Origin of the sequence: Rhizobium terrae (assembly GCF_003425685.1) — a bacterium.
Classification (GTDB): domain Bacteria; phylum Pseudomonadota; class Alphaproteobacteria; order Rhizobiales; family Rhizobiaceae; genus Neorhizobium; species Neorhizobium terrae.
On sequence record NZ_QJKM01000007.1, the window covers coordinates 46,528 to 68,731 of the forward strand.

Here is a 22,204-nt window from a genome sequence, read left to right on the forward strand (position 1 = left end):
ACGAAGCAGGACCGCTCAATGTGCTTGGTAGGCGCTTACCACTGACCTGACCTCGATCGGAATCAGATCGATGCTGGTCCCATCCGCAAAGGAAAGACTAAGCTCACCCTTCGTCAGGTCAACGGTAATACGGTCGCTCTCGTTGTCGGTAAAGCTGATCGTTGCTATCGCACCATCATATTCGATCTTGGTCTTACCGGATGTAATCTCGGGTTCGAACGCCAGCAAAGCCGATCCGCGAATGGCGATGCTGTCCATTCCGTGACCTATGCCATAGCGCATGATGGCGCTTCCGTTGATATTGATCTTGTCGTCGCCTCGGCCGCCGTGGATCTGGTTTCGATCCCGGCGTGCGTCAATGACATCGTTTCCTTCCCCGGCCTCGATGACGCTGCTGAAAGCGACGATGCGATCATCGCCGGCGCCTGAGTCGATCACCGAGTCTCCGCTCTGGATCCAGTCGCTGCCGCGCCCTGTTTTGATCTGGTTCTCAAAGCTGCCGAATATTTGGTTGTCGCCGTCACCAGCATCGACAGTGTTGCGAACATGAACGTTGATCAGATCATTTCCGGCACCGGTAATAATCGTGTTGTAGGCATTGGCGGAGATTGTGTTGTTGCCATCGCCTCCATCGACGGAATTTCCGTGATTGACCAGGATCGCATCGTTACCTCCGCTGCCTCTGATGGAGTTTTCGGCGTTGGCGGCGATGCGGTCATCACCTTCTCCAGCGTCAATGGAATTGCTGCTGTTTAAAAGGATGACGTCGTCGCCATTACCTGTCTGGACGGAATTGTAAGCATTGGCCCAGACCGTATCTTTGCCGCTTCCGGACCTGACCTGGCTGTTGAAACTTGCCAACACTGTATTGTTTCCATCGCCTGCATCGATGACGGTTCCCGAATGAGCGAGTACGTGGTCATCCCCTTCGCCTCCCTCGAAGGTTTTTCCGCTCAGAACGATAATATCTACGATCGCTTCCAGCGCGGCATAAGGTGTGGCTGTCGTGACTATATCCACCGGATTGACGGGATGGCTGGAGGTTGCCGATGCGGGCGTCGCAATACTTCTTAAAATCGTCAATGCCGCCGATTGTCCGACCGAAGAAATCGAAGTCATGATCCGCCTCTCGCACTTGGAGCACGACCGGGCGTGAGCACGCGTCTCGCTCATCAATCTATGATCTCATGCGGATGCAACCTTAAATTAGCATGGTTAACGCATGTCTAAGAACGTATCCAAGATTCTGCCCTGAAGCTGCATGTAGGCGAACCGCGATATTGAGCTTGGAAAGCCCAGATATCAGATCTTCAAAAGCCTGCGGGCGTTTTCCTTGAGGATCAGCGGCCGCACTTCGTCCTTGATCGGGATGGCGGCGAAATCCGCCATCCAGCGATCCGGCGTGATCGCCGGCCAGTCCGAGCCGAACAGCATTTTGTGCTTCAGCAGCGAATTGGCGTACTGGACGAGGATCGGCGGAAAGTACTTCGGCGACCAGCCGGACATGTCGATATAGACGTTCGGCTTGTGGGTTGCGACCGACAGCGCCTCCTCCTGCCACGGGAAGGAGGGATGCGCCAGGATGATCGGCATGTCGGGAAAATCCGCCGCCACGTCGTCCAGGTAGATCGGATTGGAATATTTGAGCCGCATGTTCATGCCGCCGCGCATGCCGGCGCCGACGCCCGTCTGGCCGGTATGGAACAGCGTGATCGCGCCCTCCTCGGCAATCGCCTCGTAGAGCGGATAGGCCATCCGATCGTTCGGATAGAAGGCTTGCATGGTCGGGTGGAACTTGAAGCCCTTGACGCCGAATTCGCGCACCAGCCGGCGCGCCTCACGGGCACCCATCTTGCCCTTGGCCGGGTCGATCGAGGCGAACGGGATCATGACGTCGCTGTTTTCGGCGGCGATCATCGCCACTTCTTCATTGTTGTAGCGCCGGAAGCCGGTCTCGCGTTCCGCATCCACCGGAAAGATCACGCAGCCGATCTTGCGCTCGCGGTAATAGACGGCGGTTTCGTTCACCGTCGGCAGCATGCCCTTGTGGCCGGCCGGGTTCTTGAAATATTTCGCCATGCCGGCCTGGAATTCGTCATAGCCGTCGTCGCGAGGCCCGCAGCAGGGTTCCTCCGCATGGGTGTGGATATCGATGGCGAGCAATTCGTCGACGTTCATGGTGCGCTCCTCCCCGTCCTTGTCTCAGTCCAGCCCGATGAATTTCCGCAACAGGGCCGTCAGTTGCTGCCGTTCCGCGGCAGTGAGATTGGAGCCGATCGAACCTTCATAAGCGAAGAACCAGTCGGCCGCCTGCTGCACCATGGTCACGGCGGACGGCGTCAGAGTGATCTCGACGGCCCGGCGATCGTCGTCGGGAATGCGGCGCGAAACGAGTCCCTGGTCCTCCAGCGCACGGATCAGCTTCGTCATGTGCGCGCGCTTGATCATCAGCCGCTGGCCGAGCACGCTCTGGCGAATGCCGGGATTGTGGAGAATGACCCAGAGAACCGAGAATTCGCCGGGTTTCAGGCCACGTTCGCCGCATTCCTCGAAGAAATGCTCGTAGACCTTGATCTGCGCAAGCCGCACCAGGAAGCCGAGCGCCGTATTGAGACGGTCGAGATCTACCTCGTCGGTCGTGCGGATCGGCATATCCATGGACGATATCCTCTCAGGCCGAACCCGGCGCCTTCAGACGCGCGGCGCGCTTTTCCAGAAAGGCGCGCAGCCGCTCTTCCGCCTCCGGGCTGGTGGCGGTGAAGGAGGCGATGAAGGATTCGACGAACAGCCCGTCTTCCTTCGCCATGTCCTGGATGCGCGGCAGAGCGTTGATGACGGCGTAGTTGGAGATTTCCGCGTTGCCGGCAGCCGCTTCCGCAAGCTGATGCGCCTTTTCGCGAGCCTGGCCTTTTTCGACGACGTATTGCGCGAGGTTCCAGCGCTCCGCCTCCTCCGCAGAAGCCACGCGGCCGGTCAGCATCATGTCGGTCATCCGGGCGACCCCCATCAGGCGGGCGGCGCGTACCGAACCGCCGCCGCCGACAAAGATGCCGCGCTGGCCTTCCGGCAGCGCGAAGAAGGCGGATTTGTCCGCGACGCGGATATGGGTGGATGCCGCCAGTTCCAGGCCGCCGCCGACGACGGCGCCATGCAGGGCGGAAATCCAGGGGATCGTGCCGTGTTCGATGCCGGCGAAGACCGCGTGCCAGCGGCGCGAGCCGTGAACACCCTGGATCGGCGTCTTCTTGACGTGTTCGGCAAGGTCGAGGCCGGCGCAGAAATGATCGCCGTGGCCGAAGAGCACGACGGCCTTGGCCTCGCTTTCGGCGCGCGCCACGGTTTCCGCAATCATTTCGACGAAACGGTCGCTGACCGCATTGCGCTTTTCGGGGCGGTTCAGGCCAATATGGGCAATATTACCCCTGAGCTCGTAGGTCACGAAGCTGGTTGCCGTCTGGTCGGCCATTTTCTGCATTCTCCTCCGATAGAGCGGGCGCCGAAAGGCATAAGCGGTTTTCGGCCAAAATTCCGCTCTAAATTCTGCCGGCGGACGCTCCTCCGCCCGCCTTGAGTTTTTGATCGTTTACAGGGAGATTGTTTCTTTGTAAACAAATTTTGGGAGTTTAAGGATTGCTGACATCTGGGAGGAAGGTCATGGCCGACAAAGCTGTGCGTGATGTGAAGCTGTGGTCGCCTGTGGTCGGCTGGGAAGAGCGGCCGAACGGCGAATTCGTGGTCTGGCGGGAAGATCCGCTCGGACCTTACCCCGACAAGATCAACGAACGGCTGGTCCATTGGGCGAATGTCGCGCCGGATCGCACCTGGATGGCGGACCGGGAGGGGACGGGACAGTGGCGCGAGGTGACTTATTCGCAAGCGCTCGACCAGGTGCGCCGTATCGGCCAGTTCCTGCTGGATCTCGATCTCTCGGCGGAAAATCCGCTTGTCATCCTGTCCGAAAATTCCATCGAACATGCGCTCATGGCGCTTGGCGCCCAGCATGTGGGAATCCCTTCCGCGGCAATCGCGCCCGCCTATGCGACGATTTCTTCCGACTTCGGCAAGCTGCATGACATCGCAAAACAGATTACGCCGGGCCTGATTTTCGCCGACGACGGGAGCGCTTTCCGCAAGGCCGTCGATACCGCCTTCGGCGCCGAAATCCCGTTTGCGGCAATGCGCAACCTGCCGGAAGGCCGGCCGAACACCTATCTCTTCGATACGATCCTCAAAACCGAGCCGACGGAAGCCGTGGACAAGGCTTTCGACACGGTGGGTCCGGACACGGTCGCGAAATTCCTGTTTACCTCGGGCACGACCGGCTCGCCCAAGGCCGTCATCCAGACGCAGCGCATGTTGTGCTCCAATCAGGAAATGGTGGCGGACTGCTATTCCTATTTCCGCGATGAGCCGCCGATCCTGGTTGACTGGGCGCCGTGGAACCATACGGCGAGCGGCAACAAGGTCTTCAACATCGCCATCTATAACGGCGGCACCTATTATATCGATCGCGGCAAGCCCTCGCCGGCGCTGATGGGGCAGACGATCGCCAATCTTCGGGAAATCTCGCCGACCTGGTATTTCAATGTGCCGGCCGGTTACGAAATGCTGATCCAGGCGATGCGCGAGGACGAGGCGCTTCGCAAGACCTTCTTCAAGGACCTGAAACTGCTGATGTATGCCGGTGCCGGCATGGCGCAGCACACTTGGGATGCGCTGATCGAACTGTCCGAAATGACGATTGGCGAACGCGTGCCGCTCGGCACCGGCATCGGCTCCACCGAGACTGCGCCCTTCGCGATCTTCTGCACCGACCCGCAGGAGAAGCCCGGCAATATCGGCGTGCCCGGCCAGGGTGTCGTCGTCAAGCTGGTGCCGATCGACGACAAATACGAGCTGCGCTTCAAGGGACCGAACGTTACGCCCGGTTATTGGCGCAACGAAAAGCTCACCAGGGAAGCCTTCGATGAGGAAGGATTCTACCGGATCGGCGATGCGGTGAAGTTCGCCGTTCCCGGCGATCCGCGCAAGGGTTTCTATTTCGATGGCCGCACCGCGGAAAACTTCAAGCTGCAGACCGGCACCTGGGTGGCCGTCGGCGTGTTGCGTGCACAACTCGTCAACCAGTTCGGCGGGCTTATCCGCGACGCGGTCATCACCGGCGAAAACCGGGCGGAGCTCGGTGCGCTTGCCGTGCCCTTCATGCCGGCGCTGAGAGAACTGGTCGGCGGTGGCGAAGGCCTGTCCGACGAAGCGGTCGTCGCGCATCCCAAGGTGAGGGCGGCTATCGCCGAACGCCTGAAAGACCACCAGAAACAGGCGAGCGGTTCGGCCACGCGCGTGATGCGCATGATGCTGATGACCCAGCCGCTGCGTTTCGAAAAGGGCGAGGTCACCGACAAGGGCTCGATCAACCAGCGCGCCGTGCTCGCCCATCGCGGCGACCTGGTCGAGGAACTTTATACGGATGCACAAGGGGTGATCCGGGTCGGCAAGGAGCTGGCGGCATGAGGATCGAGGGTTCGAGCGCTTTTGTCACCGGCGGCGGGTCGGGGCTCGGCGAGGCGACCGCCCGCATGCTCGCCGGACTTGGAGCCGTGGTTCATGTCTTCGACCGCAACGGTGAGGCAGCGGCAAAGGTCGCCAGGGACATCGGCGGCGTGCCACTTGCCGGCGACGTGACGAGCGAAGAGGATGCATCGCGTGCATTGGATGTCGCCGCCAAGGCGGGTGACGGCCTGCGTATCCTCGTCAATTGCGCCGGCATAGGCACGGCGGGGCGCATCGTCGGCAGACAAGGCCCGATGCCGCTCGGGGATTTCGAAAAGGTCATCCGCATCAACCTGATCGGCACCTTCAACATGATGCGGCTGGCGGCCGACCGGATGGCGAAGACGCCGGAAGGGGAGGACAAGGCCCGTGGCGTGATCGTCAACACGGCTTCGGTCGCGGCCTTCGAAGGACAGGTCGGCCAGGCGGCCTACGCGGCCTCTAAGGGCGGCATCGTTTCGCTGGCCCTGCCGGCGGCGCGCGAATTTTCCCGCTTCGGCATCCGCGTCAACACCGTGGCTCCCGGTATCTTCCTGACGCCGCTGCTTTACGAACTGCCCGAGGAAGCACAGCAAAGCCTTGCCGCCGCGATCCCCTATCCTTCCCGTCTCGGAGATCCGGGCGAATTCGCCGATGCGGTGCGCTTCCTGATCGAGAACCAGTATGTCAACGGCGAAGTAATCCGGCTGGACGGGGCGCTTCGCATGCAGCCGCGGTAGTTTCATGTCTTTTGCGGATCAGGCGGATCGGACACTGGAAATCCTGGCGCTGACGCCTGGCTGGCACCGCCTGCGCGACCTGCGGCCGGATTGCGATGACGAAACGGTCGCGGCGATCGTCCTCGAGGCTGCCAATTTCGCCGAAGGCGTACTGGCTCCTCTCAATCCGGTAGGCGATCGGCTCGGCGCCCGGGTCGTCGAAGGCCGCGTGAAGACGCCGCAGGGCTTTGCCGATGCTTTCCGTCAATATGCCGAGGCCGGCTGGCTCGGCATGGACGTGCCGGAAAAATTCGGCGGCCAGGCCGTGCCGCTTACCCTGCACGCCGCCTGCGCGCCGCTTTTCGAACGGGGCTGCGTGGCGCTGATGATGGCCGCGGGTTCGACCCGCGCTGCGGCGCATCTTCTGGCCGAGGTTGCCGATCAGGACACCGCGAATGAATGGGTGCCGAAGCTCGCGACCGGCGAATGGGCTGCGACGATCTGCATTTCCGAGCCGGAAGCCGGGTCGGATGTCGGGCGGCTGCGAACCAGGGCAGAGCAGCGCGATGGCGAATGGGTCGTCACCGGCCAGAAAATCTGGATCTCCTTCGGCGACCACGACATGACAAGCCGCATCGGCCATTGCCTGCTCGCCCGCACCAACGATCAGCCCGGCACGCGCGGCATCAGCCTTTTCCTCGTTCCGAACGAGATCGATGGCCGTTCCAATGGCGTTTCCGTCGATCGTATCGAGGAGAAGATGGGCCTGCACGGGTCGCCCACCTGCGCCATGCGCTTTGATGGCGCCAGGGGCATCCTGCTCGGCAAGGAAGGTCGCGGCCTGCCGCATCTCTTCACGATGATCGAGCTGATGCGCCTGCTCACGGGTTGCCAGGGACTGGGGCTCGCCTCCGCTGCTGCCGACGTCGCCGAGGACTATGCACGGGAACGCCGCCAGGGCGGCCGTCCCGACCAGCCGCCGGTGCCGATCTCAAGCCATCCGGATGTCGCGCGGCAGCTTCATGAGCTCCGCAGCACGACCGAAATCCTGCGGGCTGCCATTCTGGAGCTTGCGACCACCATGGATATCGCCCGGCTGGAGCCGCAATCCGGCCTCGACGATTTCACAGGCTGGATGTTGCCGCTGATCAAGAACTTCGGCGCCGAGACCGGCTTCAACGTGGCCGGCGCGGCGATCCAGGTGCTCGGCGGCGTCGGTTACACCCGTGACTGGCCGCTGGAGCAATATCTGCGCGATGCCCGGATCATGACCATCTACGAGGGTACGACCGGTATGCAGGCGCTCGATTTCCTGACCCGCCGGCTCTGGCGCGACGAAGGCAGGGGGTTGGCGATCTTTCTGCAGAAGGCGCGCGACGAGATCGATGCCTATGCAACCGAGCATCCCGGCGCTTCGGAGGCGGCGCTGGCTGCGCTCGACGAGTTCGAACGGCTGAGCGCAGGGATGATTTCGATGCGGGACGACGATCCGGATGGCGCCCTCTATCGCGCCGATGCCTATATGCGCGCCGCCTGGTCGGTGGTTTCCGTCTGGATGGCGCTTCGGCTCTCGGAAACGAATGCCGTGGCCGGTCTCGCCGCGCAGTTTGCATTTCATAGCGCGCGTTGTGCCTGATCTCGACGGCGGCGATCCTTCGCGTTTTGCGAAAGGAGAGCGGACCGTTCCGTGCATTCTCCCCGGATCCTGGAGTTGCTAGCTTTTCCGTCGAGGAAGGTATCGGGAGGAGATCGGACGATGACGAAAAGACAGCTGCGCAGCAATTTCGAGCCGGGCACGTCGCGCTGGGCGGTGCGCCGGGCGCAATGGCGGGCGCTTGGCCTTACCGACGAGGATATGGAAAAACCGAAGATCGCGATCGTCAACACGTCTTCGGAGCTTTCCATCTGTTTCAGCCATCTCGACCAGGTCTCGGCCCGGGTGAAGCAGGCGGTGCGGGCTGCCGGCGGCATTCCGTTCGAAATCCGCACCATCGCGCCGAGCGATTTCATCATCAGCGCCGGTCGAGCCGCGACCTATATCCTGCCGAGCCGCGATCTCATCACCAACGATATCGAAGTGGCGGTCGAGGGCGCCCAGCTCGACGGCATGGTCTGTCTTGCCTCCTGCGACAAGACGACGCCCGGCCAGATCATGGCTGCGGCACGCATCGACCTGCCGACCATCGTCGTGCTCTGCGGCTATCAGGCGAGCGGCCGGTACCGAAACCATCATATGGATATCGAGGAAGTCTTTCTCCATGCCGGCCATCATGCCGCCGGCAGGATCAGCTTCGAAGAGCTGAAGGAGATGAGCGAAAACGCCATCCGCAGCCCCGGCGTCTGTTCCGGCATGGGGACGGCCAATTCCATGCACTCGGTCTGCGAGGCGCTCGGCATGTCGCTGCCGGGCGGCGGACCGGTGCGGGCGATGAGCGACAAGATGATGGACTGTGTCGACCAGTCCGGCCGTCGCATCGTCGATATGGTCTGGGAAGACCTGCGGCCGCGGACGATCCTGACCGCCGGCGCCTTCCGCAACGCTGCGGCGACGGTGCTGGCCGTTTCGGGTTCGATCAACACTATCAAGCACTTGCAGGCCATCGCCGTGGAGGCGGGTCTCGACATAGACGTCTACAAGATCTTCGAGGAACTGAGCAGCCGGGTGCCGATCCTCGCCGCCGTGCGGCCGATCGGCGCGAATTCGATCGAGGAATTCGAGGATGCCGGCGGTGCCCGCGCCATCATGAAGCGGTTGGAGCCGATCGCCGATCTTTCGGCCGTGACCGTTACCGGCAAAACCTGGGGTGAGGAACTGGAGAACATCGAGGTCGCCGATCCCGAGGTGATCCGCCCGCTCGACAAGCCGTTCGCGGTAAAGCCCGGCATCGTTCTCCTGCGCGGCTCGCTGGCGCCGGACGGCGCGATCGCCAAGGTGGGTCTGCGCGGTGCCGGCCGTCCTATGAGCTTCGATGGTCCGGCACGCGTCTTCGACAATTCGCCGTCTGCCGAAGCGGCCCTCAGGGAAGGTGCCGTAAAACCTGGCGAAGTGCTGGTCCTGCGCGGTATGGGTGTCAAGGGCGGCCCTGGCATGGGCGGCGCTTCCCGCCTCGTCTTCGCACTCGACGGCACCGGCCTCGGCCCGGAAGTGGCGGTGGTGACGGACGGCCAGCTGAGCGGCCTCGTCAATGTCGGCCTTGTCATCGGCGAGGTGAAGCCGGAAGCCTTCACCGGCGGCCCGCTGGGGCTCGTGGAAGATGGCGATCGTATCACCATCGATATCGACAGCCGCTCGATCGAACTGCATGTACCGGAGGCGGAGCTTGCAGCCCGGCGCGAGGCCTTCGTGCAGAAGCCGCTTTCGGCCGAAAAGGGCTGGCTCAATCTCTACGGCAGCACGGTGACGCCGCTGGAAAAGGGGGCGACGCTCTCGACTAAATAACTGCAGGCTATGGATCGCTGCAGGAGTTGCTAAAGCGCTGAAAATATGCGCCTGATGTGCGCCTCCATTTTCTCGAAACGAGAAAGACAGTGAACATACTTCTCGATATAGGCGCATTTCTGGCGACCGCCCGGGCGGGCAGTTTTTCCGCCGCCGGCCGCGATCTGGGCGTCGCGACATCCGTCATCACCAAGCGGGTCAAGCGGCTGGAGGAGCACCTGAACACCCAGCTTTTCGTGCGCACCACGCGGCGTCTGGCGCTGACGGTGGACGGCGAGCGGTTGCGTCCGCGCCTGCAACTCCTGGTCGGGGAGATCGAGGATACGCTTGCCGCGACCCATACGCATGAACTGGGGTTGACCGGTTCCTTGCGCATCAAGGCGCCGACGACGCTGACTTCGATGTTCTTCGGAGATATCTGCGCCGCCTTCCAGGCGGCCAATCCCCGGGTGAAGATGGAGATCGTGCTGATCGACCGCTCCGTCAATCCGTTGGAAGAAGGCTTCGACGTGGCGATCGGGGCGCTGCCGCAATCCTACGCCTATGTCATTGACCACCCGCTCTGCCCCTATCCGCGCATACTCTGCGCCGCCCCGGGTTATCTCGAAAACCGCAAGCGGCCGAAAACGCCGACGGAACTCGTCGGCCATGAATGCATCACCTTTCACACGATCGGCACGACCTGGACTTTCCAGATGGAAACCAGCGCGCTCAATGTGGAGATCACCTCGAATTTCACGGCAAACGACAGCCGTATCCTGCTGGCTGCCGCCCGGCAGGGGCTCGGCCTTGCGATCCTGCCGCGTTTTCTCGCTCAATCGGATCTCGACAGCGGCGCGCTGGAAGAGGTCATGCCGGAATTTCCGGTGGAGCCGCTCTGGATCAAGGCATCCGTGCCGCGCATCAAGATGAACAAGAATGTTGTTTCGGAATTCGTCGCCTATCTGCAGAAACGCTTTTCCGAAGGTGTGCCGGAGCAGGTCATCCCATCTTTCTGAGGCGAGGTGACACCCTAAGGCGGGACTGAGCTTTCGCAAAACAAGAAAGCTGATCGCCTCACTTGCCGGGTTCAAGGCCTGGCTGCTTAGGTTACGATCCTCGTCCATGCGGCCCGGGAGGGTGCAGGCATTCGCAAGGGAGGGTCCGATGGCGGAAACGCTGAGCAGGGAAACGCGCATCGTGCGCCGCGAAAAGGGCACGCCCTTCCGCAGGCTGAAAGCGGATATCTGCGTGGTCGGTGCCGGCATCGCCGGCATTTCCGCAGCACTTGAAGCCGCCCGTCTCGGCAAGAAGGTCGTCATCGTCGATGGTCAGGCAGCACTCGGCGGCCAGGCCGTCAATTCGATCATCGCCACCTTCTGCGGCCTCTTTTCCAACGGCACACACGGCTACCAGTTCACCTATGGCGTCGCGGACAGGCTACTTGCCCACCTCGAAAGCCAGGACCGGTCGATCTATTACCGCCACGGGCCGAACACCGTCGTCGTCTATTACGACGAAGTGGTTCTTGGCCGCTGGATGGAGCAAAGCGTGCTGGAAGCCGGCATCGAAGTGGTGCTCGGCGCGCAGATTCTGGATGTACATGTAGAAGGCCGCCGCGTCGTCCAGACGGATTTCATGACCCGCTACGGCGGCGTGTCGATCGAGGCGACCGGCTGGGTGGAGGCAAGCGGCGATGCCGCCCTCGTCTGGCAGGCGGGCTTTGCCTGCCGCCAACCGGAGAAGGGCGGCGTCTTCGGCACTCAGATGGTGGTGCTGGAAAACATCGACGAGGCGAAGCAGCCGACCCGTTACGAAATCGCCGACCGCATGAAGGAAAAGGCGACCGATTACGGCCTGCTGCGCCGCGAAGGCCTCGGTTTCACCATCCCCGGCCGCGGCATCGCCGCCATGAACATGACCCATGTGGAAACGCCGCTCGATCCCGTCGAGGCGTCGAGGAAGGCGCTCGAAGGCAAGGATCAGGCGTCACGCGCGGTGGAATTCCTGAAGGCCGAGTTCCCGGAATGTTTCGGCAACGCCCGCATCCGCTCCTTCGGCCTGCCCGGCATCCGCCAGACGCGCTGGATCGCCGGCAGCCACCATCTGACGGTGGACGAGATCCGGGCCGGCACCAAGTTCGACGACGCGGTCGCCCGCACCGCCTGGCCGATCGAGCTGCACGATCACGGCGACGGCCATCACTGGATCACCTTCGACAAGGAACATGCCCATTACATCCCGCTCGGCAGCCTGACGCCGGACGAGTGCGACAACATTGCCGCCGCCGGCCGCTGCGTCGATGCCGATTCCGCGGCGCTTTCGAGCATCCGCGTCATGGGTCCTTGCATCGCCATGGGCATGGCCGCCGCCAACGCGCTCGACCTTGCCGGCACCGGCAGCGTGCACCAGATCGATCTCGCGGCATTGCGGGAACGGGTTTCCGATAACGTCGAAAAGAAGCATTATCGATGGACGGACGAAGAGATGCGTGCCGCATCGTGAGGAGGACGCGATGAAGCTGACGGATTATGAAAAGGCTATGTATGACGGCGAGTACGGCCGCGCCAAGGCGCGCGCCATGGATCTGCTCCTGCGTTATGGTGAAGCACTCGGCGCCGAGCGGCTGGTCGAGACCAACAATGTCGCAGGCGCCTTCAACGCCTCGACCCCTTCTGTGCAGCCGATCGCACAGAAGGGCATGGAACATGTCTATTCCGAGCTCAACCTCGACAGCGACGAGGTGGTGGACGTGCCGCATATGGTGGCGCATACCTGCCAGCTGATCACCGGCATCGACAACGACAATTGGGAGCTGCAGGGCGTCGACAAGTCGCTGGTCGACATGCAGCGGGAGAACGAGAAATTCCTCGGCCGCCGCGGCGTCAACATGTTCGCCACCTGCACGCCCTATCAGGTGGGCAACGTGCCGGTGAAGGGCGAGCACTGCGCCTGGATGGAATCCTCCGCGGTCATCTACTGCAATTCGGTTCTCGGCGCCCGCACCAATGTCGAGGGCAAGGAAAGCACCGGCGCCGCGGCACTCACCGGCCGCATTCCCTATTGGGGTTTCCACATTACCGAAAACCGCCGCGGCACGCATCTGGTCGAGCTCGATATCGAAGTCGACGACATGATGGACTGGGGCCTGCTCGGTTATTACATCGGCGAGGTGATCGGCGAGGACATTCCGGTGCTGAAGGGAACGAGCCGTCAGCCCGACCTCGTCAAGCTCAAGCATTTTGGCGCGGCGGCGGCTTCGTCGGGCGGCGTCGAGATGTACCATATTCCGGGCATCACGCCGGAAGCGGATACGATCGAGGAGGCTTTCGGCGGCCGCAAGATGAAGGGTATGTTCCGCTACGGCGCGGCCGAGCGGCGCGAGACCTATGAGAAGCTGCAGAGCGCGACCGAGAAAAAGGTCGATTTCATCATGCTCGGCTGTCCCCACAATTCGATCGATCAGGTGGCGCTGATCGCCCATCTGCTGGAGGACAGAAAGATCCATCCGGACGTCCAGCTCTGGGTGCATACGCCGCGCGCCATCAAGCAGGTGGCGGAACGCAACGGTTATCTGGATGTCATCCGCGAAGCCGGCGGCGTTGTCATGAGCGATACCTGTCCCGCCATTTCGAGGCGTCTGCCGCAGGGTACGCGCGTCATCGCCACCGATTCCGCCAAGCAGGCGCATTACCTGCCGGCGATCACCGGCGTACAGGGCTGGTTCGGCTCGGTCAGCGATTGCGTCGATGCCGCTTTGACCGGCCAGTGGAACGGGAGGGCCTGATGGATATCGCGACCGAAGCAAAACCCGAAACCATCGTATTCAAGGGCCGCAAGGTGGTGGGCGGCCGCGCCGAAGGCGAGGCGCTGGTGACATCGGAGACGATCTCCGGCTGGGGCGGCATCAACGAGCGCACCGGCACCGTCATCGAACGCCGGCACGAGATGCGGGGCGTTTCCTTCGCCGGAAAAATACTTGTCTTCCCCGGCGCCAAGGGCTCGTCCGGCTGGTCCGCCTATTTCCATATGACGCGATTGAACGGCGTCCAGCCGCAGGCGATGATTTTCACGCGTATGACGACCAAGATCGCGCTTGGGGCCGTGGTCACCCGCGTTCCGGCGATCACCGAACTGGATCGGGATCCGCTCTCGGTGATCGAAACCGGCGACTGGGTGGTGGTCGATGCCGATGCCGGCACGGTGACCGTGACCAAGAAGAAACCCGCCTGACCTCATTTCCAGGCGCCGCGGGCCGCCGCGTCTCTTGCATAATCGGCAAAGTCCTTCGGCGGTCGGCCGAGCGCGCGCTCGATGCCGTCGGTCAGATATTCGTTGCGGCCGTCCAGAACGACGGTGAAGAGTTCCACCAGCAATTCCGCGACGTCGCCCGGCACTTTGGCCGCCGTCAACCCCTTCACGAAGTCTTCGGTCGGAATCGTTTGAAATACGACCTTCCGCCCGCTCGCCTTGCTGATTTCGGCGATCGTCTCGGCAAAGGTCAGAAGCTGCGGTCCGGTCACTTCGTAGAGTTCCCCGATATGCCGCGGATCGGTAAGCGCCGCGACAACAACGTCCGCGATATCATTGGCATCGATGAAGGGCTCGCGCACGTGGCTCACCGGCAGCGCCATCTCGCCTTCCAGGATCATCGGCTGAAATTGGCCTTCGTCGAAATTCTGGTTGAACCAGCTGGCGCGGACGATCGTCCAGTCGGCGCCGGAGGCGATCAGCCGCTTCTCGCTTTCCTGCGCCGCCGGCTCGCCGCGGCCCGAGAGCAGCACCAGCCGCTTGACGCCCAACGAGACCGCCAGCTTCGCGAACGCCTCGACATCGTCCGGCGCAGTCTTCACGGCGAGGTCGGGATAATAGGTGATGTAGGCGGCCGAGACGCCATCCAGCGCAGCCGCCCAGGTCGAGCGATCCGTCCAGTCGAAGCCGGTGGAACGCGATGCAAAGTGGATTTTCTGGCCTCTTGCCCGCAGGCGATCGGCGACCCGCGATCCCGTCTTGCCTTTGCCGCCGATGATGAGAATTGGGTTTTCCATGTTTTCTCTCCCTTAACATGAATTTTCCTCATGTTTAAAGTGATAAACCTTCGCATTGCATCCGTCAACAAAAAATGCGAATATTCCTCGCGTTATAGATCAAGGTATGGAAAAATAATGGAGATTTCTGCATCCACACCCCGCCAGCCGCAACAGAAGCGCAGCCGCGAGCGGGTGGAGCGCATTTTGACGGCCGCGAAGGAACTGATTGGCCGCGGTGGCAGCGACGCGATGAAGATGGGCGAGCTGGCCGAAAAGGCGGGCGTGCCGATCGGCTCGCTCTATCAGTTCTTCCCGGACAAGGGCTCGGTGGTGCGCACGCTTGCCGAGCGCTACAACGAGGAGGGACGGGCCTGCATCCGCGAAGCGCTCGAGCCCGTGCGGGACGTGACCGCCTTTTCGGAAGCCTTCCGGCAACTGATCGATATCTATTACGGCCTGTTTCTGGCAGAGCCGGTCATGCGCGACATCTGGTCGGGCACGCAGGCCGATAAAGCATTGCAGGATATCGATCTTGCCGACTCCCGTGAAAACGGCGCAATCGTTGCTGCGGCGCTCAGGCATGTCCAGCCCCAGGCGGACCCGGAAGAACTGTTCAACCGTGCCATGCTCGTCATGTATCTCGGCACGTCCACCATGCGGCTCGCCATCTCGGTCGATCGCAGACAAGGCGATGCGTTGGTCGAATCCTACAAACGGCTGGCGCTGCGCGAACTGCTTGCGATGGAATGACTTCGAGCGGATTGAATCTCCTCGCCGAATGGGGGTTTTCTGCCCACAGCGACTGATCCTCAGGCAGGAAGATAATATCCGCCTATACGGTCTGCCCCAATTTCCGGGTCGCACCGCGGCCGAAGCCCCCTATGCCGACCCGGATTATCGGGAAGCTTCGAAATTTCGCCGCGCCTCGTTTTCAATCCGGTACGGGCCCTCAACGGAGACAGCCTGTCGCTCGATGCCAACGTGCTCTTCATGGCCAGTCAGATGCCGTTCGTCGGTCACGGCTGGTAGATCCCGCGCTTCAACATGACGCCTTGATCCCGTTGCAAATCTCGGCGAACATTTGCCCATACCGAGAAAAAGCATCGAAGGAAACATCCCATGCCGCAGGCCCTCGTTCTTGAAAAGAAAGGCCTTCTTGCCCTGAGGGAGATCGATCTCCCGACCATAACCGGCCCGGGCGACGTGAAGATCGCCATCGATACGGTCGGCGTCTGCGGCAGCGACGTACATTATTACACCCATGGGGCGATCGGTCCCTATGTGCTGCGCGAGCCCATGGTGCTCGGTCACGAGGCGGCCGGTGTCGTCGTCGAGGTCGGTTCCGACGTCGGGAGCCTCAAGGTCGGCGACCGCGTCTGCATGGAGCCCGGGGTGCCGAACCTTTCGTCGCGGGCCTCGAAACTCGGTCTGTACAATGTCGATCCGGACGTGCGGTTCTGGGCGACGCCGCCGATCCACGGCGTGCTGACGCCTGAAGTCATCCACCCGGCTGCCTTCACCTACAAGCTGCCGGACAACGTCTCCTTCGCCGAAGGCGCGATGGTCGAACCGTTTGCGATCGGCATGCAGGCCGCGACCCGCGCCCGCATCCAGCCGGGCGATGTCGGCGCCGTCATCGGCGCCGGGCCGATCGGCATCATGGTGGCGCTGGCAGCCCTTGCCGGCGGTTGCGCCCGTGTTTTCATCTCCGATCTCAGCGCTGACAAGCTCAAGATCGCCGGCCGGTATCCCGGCATCATTCCCGTCAACATCACCGAGCGGCCGTTCACCGACGTGATCGCCGAAGCGACCGGCGGCTGGGGCGCGGATGTCGTGTTCGAAGCAAGCGGCAGCCCGAGAGCCTATCAGGGCGTGTTCGGTCTTGTGAGGCCGGGAGGCGCCTTTGTGCTGGTCGGCCTGCCGGTCGAACCGGTTGCTTTCGACGTTGCGGCCGCGATTTCCAAGGAAGTCAGGATCGAGACCGTGTTCCGCTACGCCAATATTTTCGACCGGGCGCTGGAGTTGATCGCGTCCGGCAAGGTGAACCTGAAGCCGCTGATCACCGGCGTATTTGATTTCAAGGATTCGATCGCCGCGTTCGAACGGGCTGCGGCCGGCAACCCGTCGGATGTGAAACTGCAGATCAGGCTTTAAGCGCGATGGCTAAAGATGTGAGCGGTTTTCGCCAAAATCCTACGTTCGAGCCCGCCGATCACGCGGCGCGGATGAAGCGGCTGGAAGGCGAGGCCGACTTCTGAAGTGGTACGCGACGCAGCATTTCGAGCGCGAAGAGGCGGGCGTTCTGGCGCGCCTTGTCGAGATTGCTGATGCGGCTTTCGTCCATCGTGTAAAGCGTGCCGCCGAGATCGAAGATGTCGCGGAAGGCGGCGCGTTCGATGATCGGCGTGTTGAGCACGTCGACATTGCGCTCCGCGAGCAGCATCTTGACGGCGAGCAGCGCCCGGGTCGTCACCATCGAGTTGACGCGGGTCAGCACGACGGAATGCGGCACGCGCAGGTTCGCCTTTTCTTCGAGATAACGCAAAAGCTCGAGCACGTTGGCGCCACCCTGGGCGTCCATGGCGCAGCCCTGGATCGGGATCAGCACATGGTCGGAAAGTCCGATCGCCTTGGCGAGCAGCGGGCTCTGGGCGCCCGGCAGGTCGAGGACGAAATAGTCGGTCCTGTAGCGATTCTCGGAAATGTGCCGGTCGATGGAGGCCTGCGTCACATGCGAGATGACGTTGAGCTTGTCGTTCGGGGTCGAGAGCTGATGCCAGCGGGAGATCCAGTATTGCGGGTCCGCATCCAGGATCGTGACGCGATAGCCTTGCTCGACCAGTTCGGTGGCAAGAAGGAGAACGGCAGTGGTCTTTCCTGCTCCGCCCTTGGTGTTGGCAAAGGTAATGACTGGCATCTTCGGGTCCCTGTCCGGCTGCGAGCCTCGATCGCTCTCACCGCACCCTCATGATGCGTTGTCTTATTCTTTCCAAACATGGTTAACGGCAGGTAAACGCCGTTATGGCAGATCTTACCGCCGACGGTCGGCGGCAAGGATTTCGCGGGCGATATGGTCGAGCGGCACGACCTTGTCGACGCCGCCATGGGCGATGGCTTCCTTTGGCATGCCGAACACGACCGAAGTCGCCTCATCTTGAGCCACGGTATAGGCGCCGGCCTGGTGCATCTCGTTCATGCCGCGGGCGCCGTCGTCGCCCATGCCGGTCATGATGACTCCCATGGCGTTGGCGCCGGCGGAGCGGGCGGCGGAGCGGAAGAGCACGTCCACGGACGGCCGGTGCCGGCTGACCAGCGGGCCGGAGCGGATCGAGACCTCGTAGCGGGCGCCGCGCCGTTCGAGCAACATGTGCTTGTCGCCGGGGGCGATCAGCACATGGCCGCGCAGAACCGGATCGCCCTCGGCCGCCTCCTTCACCTCCACCTCGCAGAGGCTGTTGAGACGCTTGGCAAAGGCGGCCGTGAATTTTTCCGGCATGTGCTGCACGATGACTATGCCCGGCGAATTGGCGGGCAGCGCCTCGAGCAGTTCGCGGAGCGCCTCGGTGCCGCCCGTTGAAGCGCCGACGCAGACGACCATTTCAGTGGTCTTCGCCATGGCTCCGACCTTGGGAGGCGGCAGCACGGCGTCGGCGGTGAGTTTCGCCGTCGTGCTTCCCTCCGCAAGCCGGGAGGCGCGCAACTTGCCGACGCGGGCCCGCGCCGCTCCCTTCACGACGGTGCGGATGCGGTCGCCGGATTCGGCGAGATGGTCTGCGGCACCGATCTTCGGCTTCAGGATGATATCGACGGCGCCGGCCTCCAGTGCCTGCATCAAGGTTTCCGAGCCGCTTTCGGTTAGTGACGAACACATCACGACGGGTATCGGATGCTGAGCCATCAGCTTGCGCAGAAAAGTGATGCCGTCCATCTGGGGCATTTCCACGTCGAGCGTGATGACGTCGGGGATTTCCTCCCGAATCTTGCGCGCCGCCATGAAAGGATCGCTGGCTGCCGCCATGACTTCGATATCAGGGTCTGCCGAAAGCACGGCCGTCAAGGTCTGACGCACGCTGGCGGAATCATCGATGATCAGGACACGGATTTTGCCAGTCATGCTTCATACCCGTTTGAAGACCGTGTTGGCGACCTGTTTCACCGGCAGATCGAAGCCCGTCACGGTCTCGGAATGGCCGATGAAGATGTATCCCCCCGGAAGGAGATTGTCGCAAAGCCGTGTCAGCACATGCTGTTGGGTCGGCTTGTCGAAGTAGATCAGTACATTGCGGCAGAAGATCAGATGCATCGGATCGCCCACCGGATAACTGTCGTCCATCAGGTTCAGCCGCGCGAACCCGACGCGCGAACGAAGCTTGGGGCTGATCCGCATTTCCTGCCTCCGTTTGTCGGAAGCCTGCATGACATATTTCCGCATCATCTCGGAAGGAACGGGCTGCAGGAGCTCGTTCGGGTAGACGCCGCGCTGAGCCTTCTGCAGGACATCCGTCGAGAGGTCGGTGGCGAGCACGAAATAGTCCCGCTCCGGCGCATTCGCCGCGAGATGTTCGGAGAGCACCATGGCCATCGTGTAGGGCTCGGCACCCGTCGAACAGGCGGAACTCCAGACGCGAAGGCGACGATCCGGGTAGTTGCGCAAAATGTCTGGCAGGGCCGTGCGGACCATGTATTCGAAATGCTTCGGCTCGCGAAAGAAGTCGGTCTTGTTGGTCGTGACCGCATCGATCAGGAAGATCGACTCGGCTTCTATTCCGCCTTGCTTGAACAGGTAGTCGCAATAGCCGTCGAAAGTCGACATGCCGGTGACGCGCAACCGCCGCCGCAACCGTCCCTCCAGCATCGTCATTTTCGTCTGCGGCATCTTGATGCCGCTGTAATCATAGATGTATTTCGCCAAAAGATCGAAATTGCGTTTGCTCAGCCGATCATCGAGCGGCTGGCTTCTGACTGCCATGTTCACGCGCACCCCCGTACAGACAACGTCTCAATCGGCCGAAATTCCTTTTGCAACTTCAGGCGACCTGAGACCGAGGTTCGATCCCCGCCAGAGCCGGACCCGAATCCGAAAACAGCCGGGCAAGATCGACGATGACGACGAAGCCGCTCTCTCGGCGGACCACTCCGGCGATATAGTCGGAGCGCCAGCGCACGCCGATGTCCGGCGCGGTCTCGACCTGTTCGCGGCGGAACGGCACAACCTCGAAGACCCGGTCTGCGACCAGCCCGAGCGCCAGGACACGGTCGGCGACCGGCACGTCGAGCACCAGGATGCGCGTATGCGGGGTCTTCACCGTCTTTGTCATGCCGAGCCGGAGGCGAAGGTCGATCACCGGCACGCCCTGACCGCGCACGTCCCTCAGACCCAGAAGATATTCCGGGCCATGCGGGATTTTGAACGGCTCCTCGTGGTCGAGGATCTCGCGGACCACCTCGACGGGGACCGCGAAGACCTCGTCACCGAGGGCGAAGGTTACGAACTGTGCTTCTGAGGATGTGCCTGCCATCATGCGGTCTCCCTGAAATCGTCGTCATCTGCGTCCGGTCCGCCCATCGACATGTCCAGGGCAAAACCCTTGGCACGGGCCTGCTGGGCGGCGACCGTGTGTTCCGGCTGGCGCGCCGTATAAGCCTTCTGGCTCTGCTGTGGCCAGGACTTGGCCGGGGCCTGTCGCGTAGGCGCCGCCTGGACGGCACGCTGCTTGTTGCCGGCGCGGTCGACCTTGAAGAAGGCGATCGAAGCCTGCAGCTCTTCCGCCTGGGCGGCCAGTTCTTCCGAAGTTGCAGACATCTGTTCGGAGGCGCCGGCATTCTGCTGGGTCACCTTGTCGAGCTGCTGGATTGCCTCGTTGATCTGGCTGGCGCCGATATCCTGCTCGCGGCATGCGGCGGAGATTTCCGAGACGAGCTCCGCAGTGCGCTGGATGTCCGGCACCAGCCTGTTCAGCATCTCGCCGGCTTCGGTCGCGACCTGCACGGTATCGCCGGAAAGCGCGCTGATTTCGGCCGCCGCAGCCTGCGAACGTTCCGCAAGCTTGCGGACTTCGGAGGCGACGACCGCAAAACCCTTGCCGTGTTCGCCGGCGCGCGCTGCCTCGACGGCGGCGTTCAGGGCGAGAAGGTCGGTCTGGCGGGCGATTTCCTGAACGATCGAGATCTTCTCGGCGATCGTGCGCATGGCGCCGACGGCACGGCTGACGGCCTGGCCGGAGGCTTCCGCATCCCTGGACGACTGGCGGGCGATCTTTTCGGTCTGGGCGGCGTTGTCGGCGTTCTGCTTGATGTTGGCCGCCATCTGCTCCATCGAGGCAGAGGCCTCTTCGGCGGAAGAAGCCTGTTCGGTGGCGCCCTGGGAAAGCTGTTCGGAGCTTGATGAAAGTTCCTGGCTGCCGGAGGACACATTGGTCGAGGCTGCCAGCGCATCGGCGACGACGCCGCGCAGGCGCTCCACCATGCTCTGCAGCGAGAGGCCAAGGATGTCCTTGTCGGAAAGCGGCTTCGGCGAGATGGTCAGGTCGCCGTTGGCGATCTTGTCGGCAACGCTTGCGGTCGTGCGCAAGTTGGTGACCATGCTCTGCATGGCAAGCCCGAGCGTATCCTTGTCGGAAAGCGGCTTGGCGTCGATCGAGAGGTCGCCTTCAGCGATACGGTCTGCGACCGCTGCGGTGGCCCGCAGGTTTTCGGTCATCACGTTGACCGTGTCGATCAGGTCCCTGATCTCGTCGTTGGTCTTGACCTCGACCTTCTGGTTGAGATCGCCGATGGCCACGGCGTCGGCGACGGATGCGATCTTCTTCAGGCCCTTGCTGATACCGACCGTGATCCAGAAGGCGGCGCCGATGGCAATCACGACCGCCATCACCGACGCGACCGTCAGCACCATCATGGTTGTGTCGAAGAGATCGCCATTGGCCTTCTCCGTTGCGGCCATGCCCTTGCGCTGGATGTCGAGAAGCACCTTGATTGCTTCTCCCATATCGGCGGTCATGGTGCGCAGGTCACCCATGGACAGCGCCATTGCGCCGGTCATGTCACCCTTGGCCTGGAGGGCCTGCAGATCGTCGGACTTCTGTTGGAACTGCTTGCCAATGGTCAGCAGCTTCTCCCAATAGGGTTTGCCCTCGACGGATGCGATCGACAGGCCTTCCTGGGCTGCCTTGAACATCAGCTCCGTATTGTCGTCGGCTTCCTTGTGGAACTTCGTCGCGTCCGCCGGATTGGTGGCGAGCAGTGCGTTCTTCTGCGCCCGCACGGCATCCACCGAGGTCACGTTGGCGGTCAGCGCCAGTTCGAGACGGCGGACCGGCCCGTCGATCATCTTGACGCTCGCGTCGTTGAGGCCGCCGAGACTCATGCTGCCGTAGACGGCGATGCCGACCAACAGAAGCGTCATCAGGGCAAAAGCCAATCCGAGTTTCAGTTTAATTGTAATCCGCATCTCAAAATCCCCAAATTGCTTCAAACTCAGGTTGTTCCAGTCCCAGCGATCCCAAAAT

General features: G+C 62.3%; 20 protein-coding genes. 10 read left to right on the plus strand and 10 right to left on the minus strand.

The window, feature by feature from the left end; translation table 11 throughout:
- Nucleotides 1-15: 15 nt before the first annotated feature.
- The 4 genes from DMO26_RS14155 to DMO26_RS14170 form a co-directional block, all read right to left on the minus strand.
- A complete protein-coding gene (locus tag DMO26_RS14155) occupies nucleotides 16-1,119 on the minus strand; it encodes a hypothetical protein (protein WP_117192804.1) in 1,104 nt (367 codons plus the stop codon).
- Between the two features lie 183 nt (nucleotides 1,120-1,302).
- A complete protein-coding gene (locus DMO26_RS14160; protein WP_117192805.1) occupies nucleotides 1,303-2,178 on the minus strand; it encodes an amidohydrolase family protein in 876 nt (291 codons plus the stop codon).
- Nucleotides 2,179-2,202: 24 nt separating this feature from the next.
- Nucleotides 2,203-2,658, minus strand: coding sequence for a MarR family winged helix-turn-helix transcriptional regulator (locus DMO26_RS14165; protein ID WP_117192806.1), 456 nt, complete (start codon nucleotides 2,656-2,658; stop codon nucleotides 2,203-2,205).
- 13 nt (nucleotides 2,659-2,671) lie between these two features.
- A complete protein-coding gene (locus DMO26_RS14170; RefSeq protein WP_117192807.1) occupies nucleotides 2,672-3,466 on the minus strand; it encodes a crotonase/enoyl-CoA hydratase family protein in 795 nt (264 codons plus the stop codon).
- 188 nt (nucleotides 3,467-3,654) lie between these two features.
- Between DMO26_RS14170 and DMO26_RS14175 the strand changes: the two genes are divergently transcribed.
- From DMO26_RS14175 to DMO26_RS14210, 8 genes are all read left to right on the plus strand, one after another.
- Complete coding sequence (locus DMO26_RS14175) at nucleotides 3,655-5,511, plus strand: feruloyl-CoA synthase (protein ID WP_117192808.1); 1,857 nt, start codon at nucleotides 3,655-3,657, stop codon at nucleotides 5,509-5,511.
- Nucleotides 5,508-6,269: an SDR family NAD(P)-dependent oxidoreductase gene (locus DMO26_RS14180; protein WP_117192809.1), complete on the plus strand. Its 762-nt coding sequence runs from the start codon at nucleotides 5,508-5,510 to the stop codon at nucleotides 6,267-6,269. The genes DMO26_RS14175 and DMO26_RS14180 overlap by 4 nt, the downstream gene beginning before the upstream one ends.
- A gap of 4 nt (nucleotides 6,270-6,273) precedes the next feature.
- On the plus strand, nucleotides 6,274-7,884 hold the full coding sequence (locus DMO26_RS14185; RefSeq protein WP_117192810.1) for an acyl-CoA dehydrogenase family protein: 1,611 nt from the start codon (nucleotides 6,274-6,276) through the stop codon (nucleotides 7,882-7,884).
- A 120-nt stretch (nucleotides 7,885-8,004) separates the two neighbouring features.
- Nucleotides 8,005-9,687: a dihydroxy-acid dehydratase gene (gene ilvD, locus DMO26_RS14190; RefSeq protein WP_117192811.1), complete on the plus strand. Its 1,683-nt coding sequence runs from the start codon at nucleotides 8,005-8,007 to the stop codon at nucleotides 9,685-9,687.
- Between the two features lie 89 nt (nucleotides 9,688-9,776).
- Nucleotides 9,777-10,685 carry a LysR family transcriptional regulator gene (locus DMO26_RS14195; protein ID WP_117193096.1) on the plus strand — a complete coding sequence of 303 codons (909 nt, stop codon included), beginning with the start codon at nucleotides 9,777-9,779 and terminating at the stop codon, nucleotides 10,683-10,685.
- 148 nt (nucleotides 10,686-10,833) lie between these two features.
- A complete protein-coding gene (locus DMO26_RS14200) occupies nucleotides 10,834-12,171 on the plus strand; it encodes an FAD-dependent oxidoreductase (protein WP_117192812.1) in 1,338 nt (445 codons plus the stop codon).
- A gap of 10 nt (nucleotides 12,172-12,181) precedes the next feature.
- The gene (locus DMO26_RS14205; RefSeq protein WP_117192813.1) at nucleotides 12,182-13,453 is read left to right on the plus strand and encodes an aconitase X; all 1,272 of its coding nucleotides are present in this window, start codon (nucleotides 12,182-12,184) and stop codon (nucleotides 13,451-13,453) included.
- Entirely contained in the window at nucleotides 13,453-13,899 is a 447-nt protein-coding gene (locus DMO26_RS14210; RefSeq protein WP_117192814.1) for an aconitase X swivel domain-containing protein, read from the plus strand. Before DMO26_RS14205 ends, DMO26_RS14210 begins: the two co-directional genes overlap by 1 nt.
- A gap of 2 nt (nucleotides 13,900-13,901) precedes the next feature.
- On the opposite strand, the gene DMO26_RS14215 is transcribed toward DMO26_RS14210, so the two are convergent.
- The gene (locus DMO26_RS14215) at nucleotides 13,902-14,714 is read right to left on the minus strand and encodes an NmrA family NAD(P)-binding protein (protein ID WP_117192815.1); all 813 of its coding nucleotides are present in this window, start codon (nucleotides 14,712-14,714) and stop codon (nucleotides 13,902-13,904) included.
- 117 nt (nucleotides 14,715-14,831) lie between these two features.
- Here DMO26_RS14215 and DMO26_RS14220 point away from each other — a divergent pair, with 117 nt between their 5' ends.
- Both DMO26_RS14220 and DMO26_RS14225 read left to right on the plus strand, forming a co-directional pair.
- Nucleotides 14,832-15,446: a TetR/AcrR family transcriptional regulator gene (locus DMO26_RS14220; protein ID WP_117192816.1), complete on the plus strand. Its 615-nt coding sequence runs from the start codon at nucleotides 14,832-14,834 to the stop codon at nucleotides 15,444-15,446.
- Between the two features lie 369 nt (nucleotides 15,447-15,815).
- A complete protein-coding gene (locus DMO26_RS14225; protein ID WP_117192817.1) occupies nucleotides 15,816-16,850 on the plus strand; it encodes an NAD(P)-dependent alcohol dehydrogenase in 1,035 nt (344 codons plus the stop codon).
- Between the two features lie 58 nt (nucleotides 16,851-16,908).
- Here the strand turns inward: DMO26_RS14225 and DMO26_RS14230 are convergent, their stop codons facing one another.
- From DMO26_RS14230 to DMO26_RS14250, 5 genes are all read right to left on the minus strand, one after another.
- Nucleotides 16,909-17,613, minus strand: a complete 705-nt coding sequence (locus DMO26_RS14230) for a ParA family protein (protein WP_117192818.1) — start codon at nucleotides 17,611-17,613, stop codon at nucleotides 16,909-16,911.
- A 114-nt stretch (nucleotides 17,614-17,727) separates the two neighbouring features.
- Nucleotides 17,728-18,810, minus strand: a complete 1,083-nt coding sequence (locus DMO26_RS14235; protein ID WP_117192819.1) for a protein-glutamate methylesterase/protein-glutamine glutaminase — start codon at nucleotides 18,808-18,810, stop codon at nucleotides 17,728-17,730.
- Between the two features lie 3 nt (nucleotides 18,811-18,813).
- Nucleotides 18,814-19,677 carry a CheR family methyltransferase gene (locus DMO26_RS14240; RefSeq protein WP_404947054.1) on the minus strand — a complete coding sequence of 288 codons (864 nt, stop codon included), beginning with the start codon at nucleotides 19,675-19,677 and terminating at the stop codon, nucleotides 18,814-18,816.
- A gap of 46 nt (nucleotides 19,678-19,723) precedes the next feature.
- Nucleotides 19,724-20,215, minus strand: coding sequence for a chemotaxis protein CheW (locus DMO26_RS14245; RefSeq protein WP_117192821.1), 492 nt, complete (start codon nucleotides 20,213-20,215; stop codon nucleotides 19,724-19,726).
- Nucleotides 20,215-22,146: a methyl-accepting chemotaxis protein gene (locus DMO26_RS14250; protein ID WP_117192822.1), complete on the minus strand. Its 1,932-nt coding sequence runs from the start codon at nucleotides 22,144-22,146 to the stop codon at nucleotides 20,215-20,217. Before DMO26_RS14250 ends, DMO26_RS14245 begins: the two co-directional genes overlap by 1 nt.
- Between the last annotated feature and the right edge of the window lie 58 nt (nucleotides 22,147-22,204).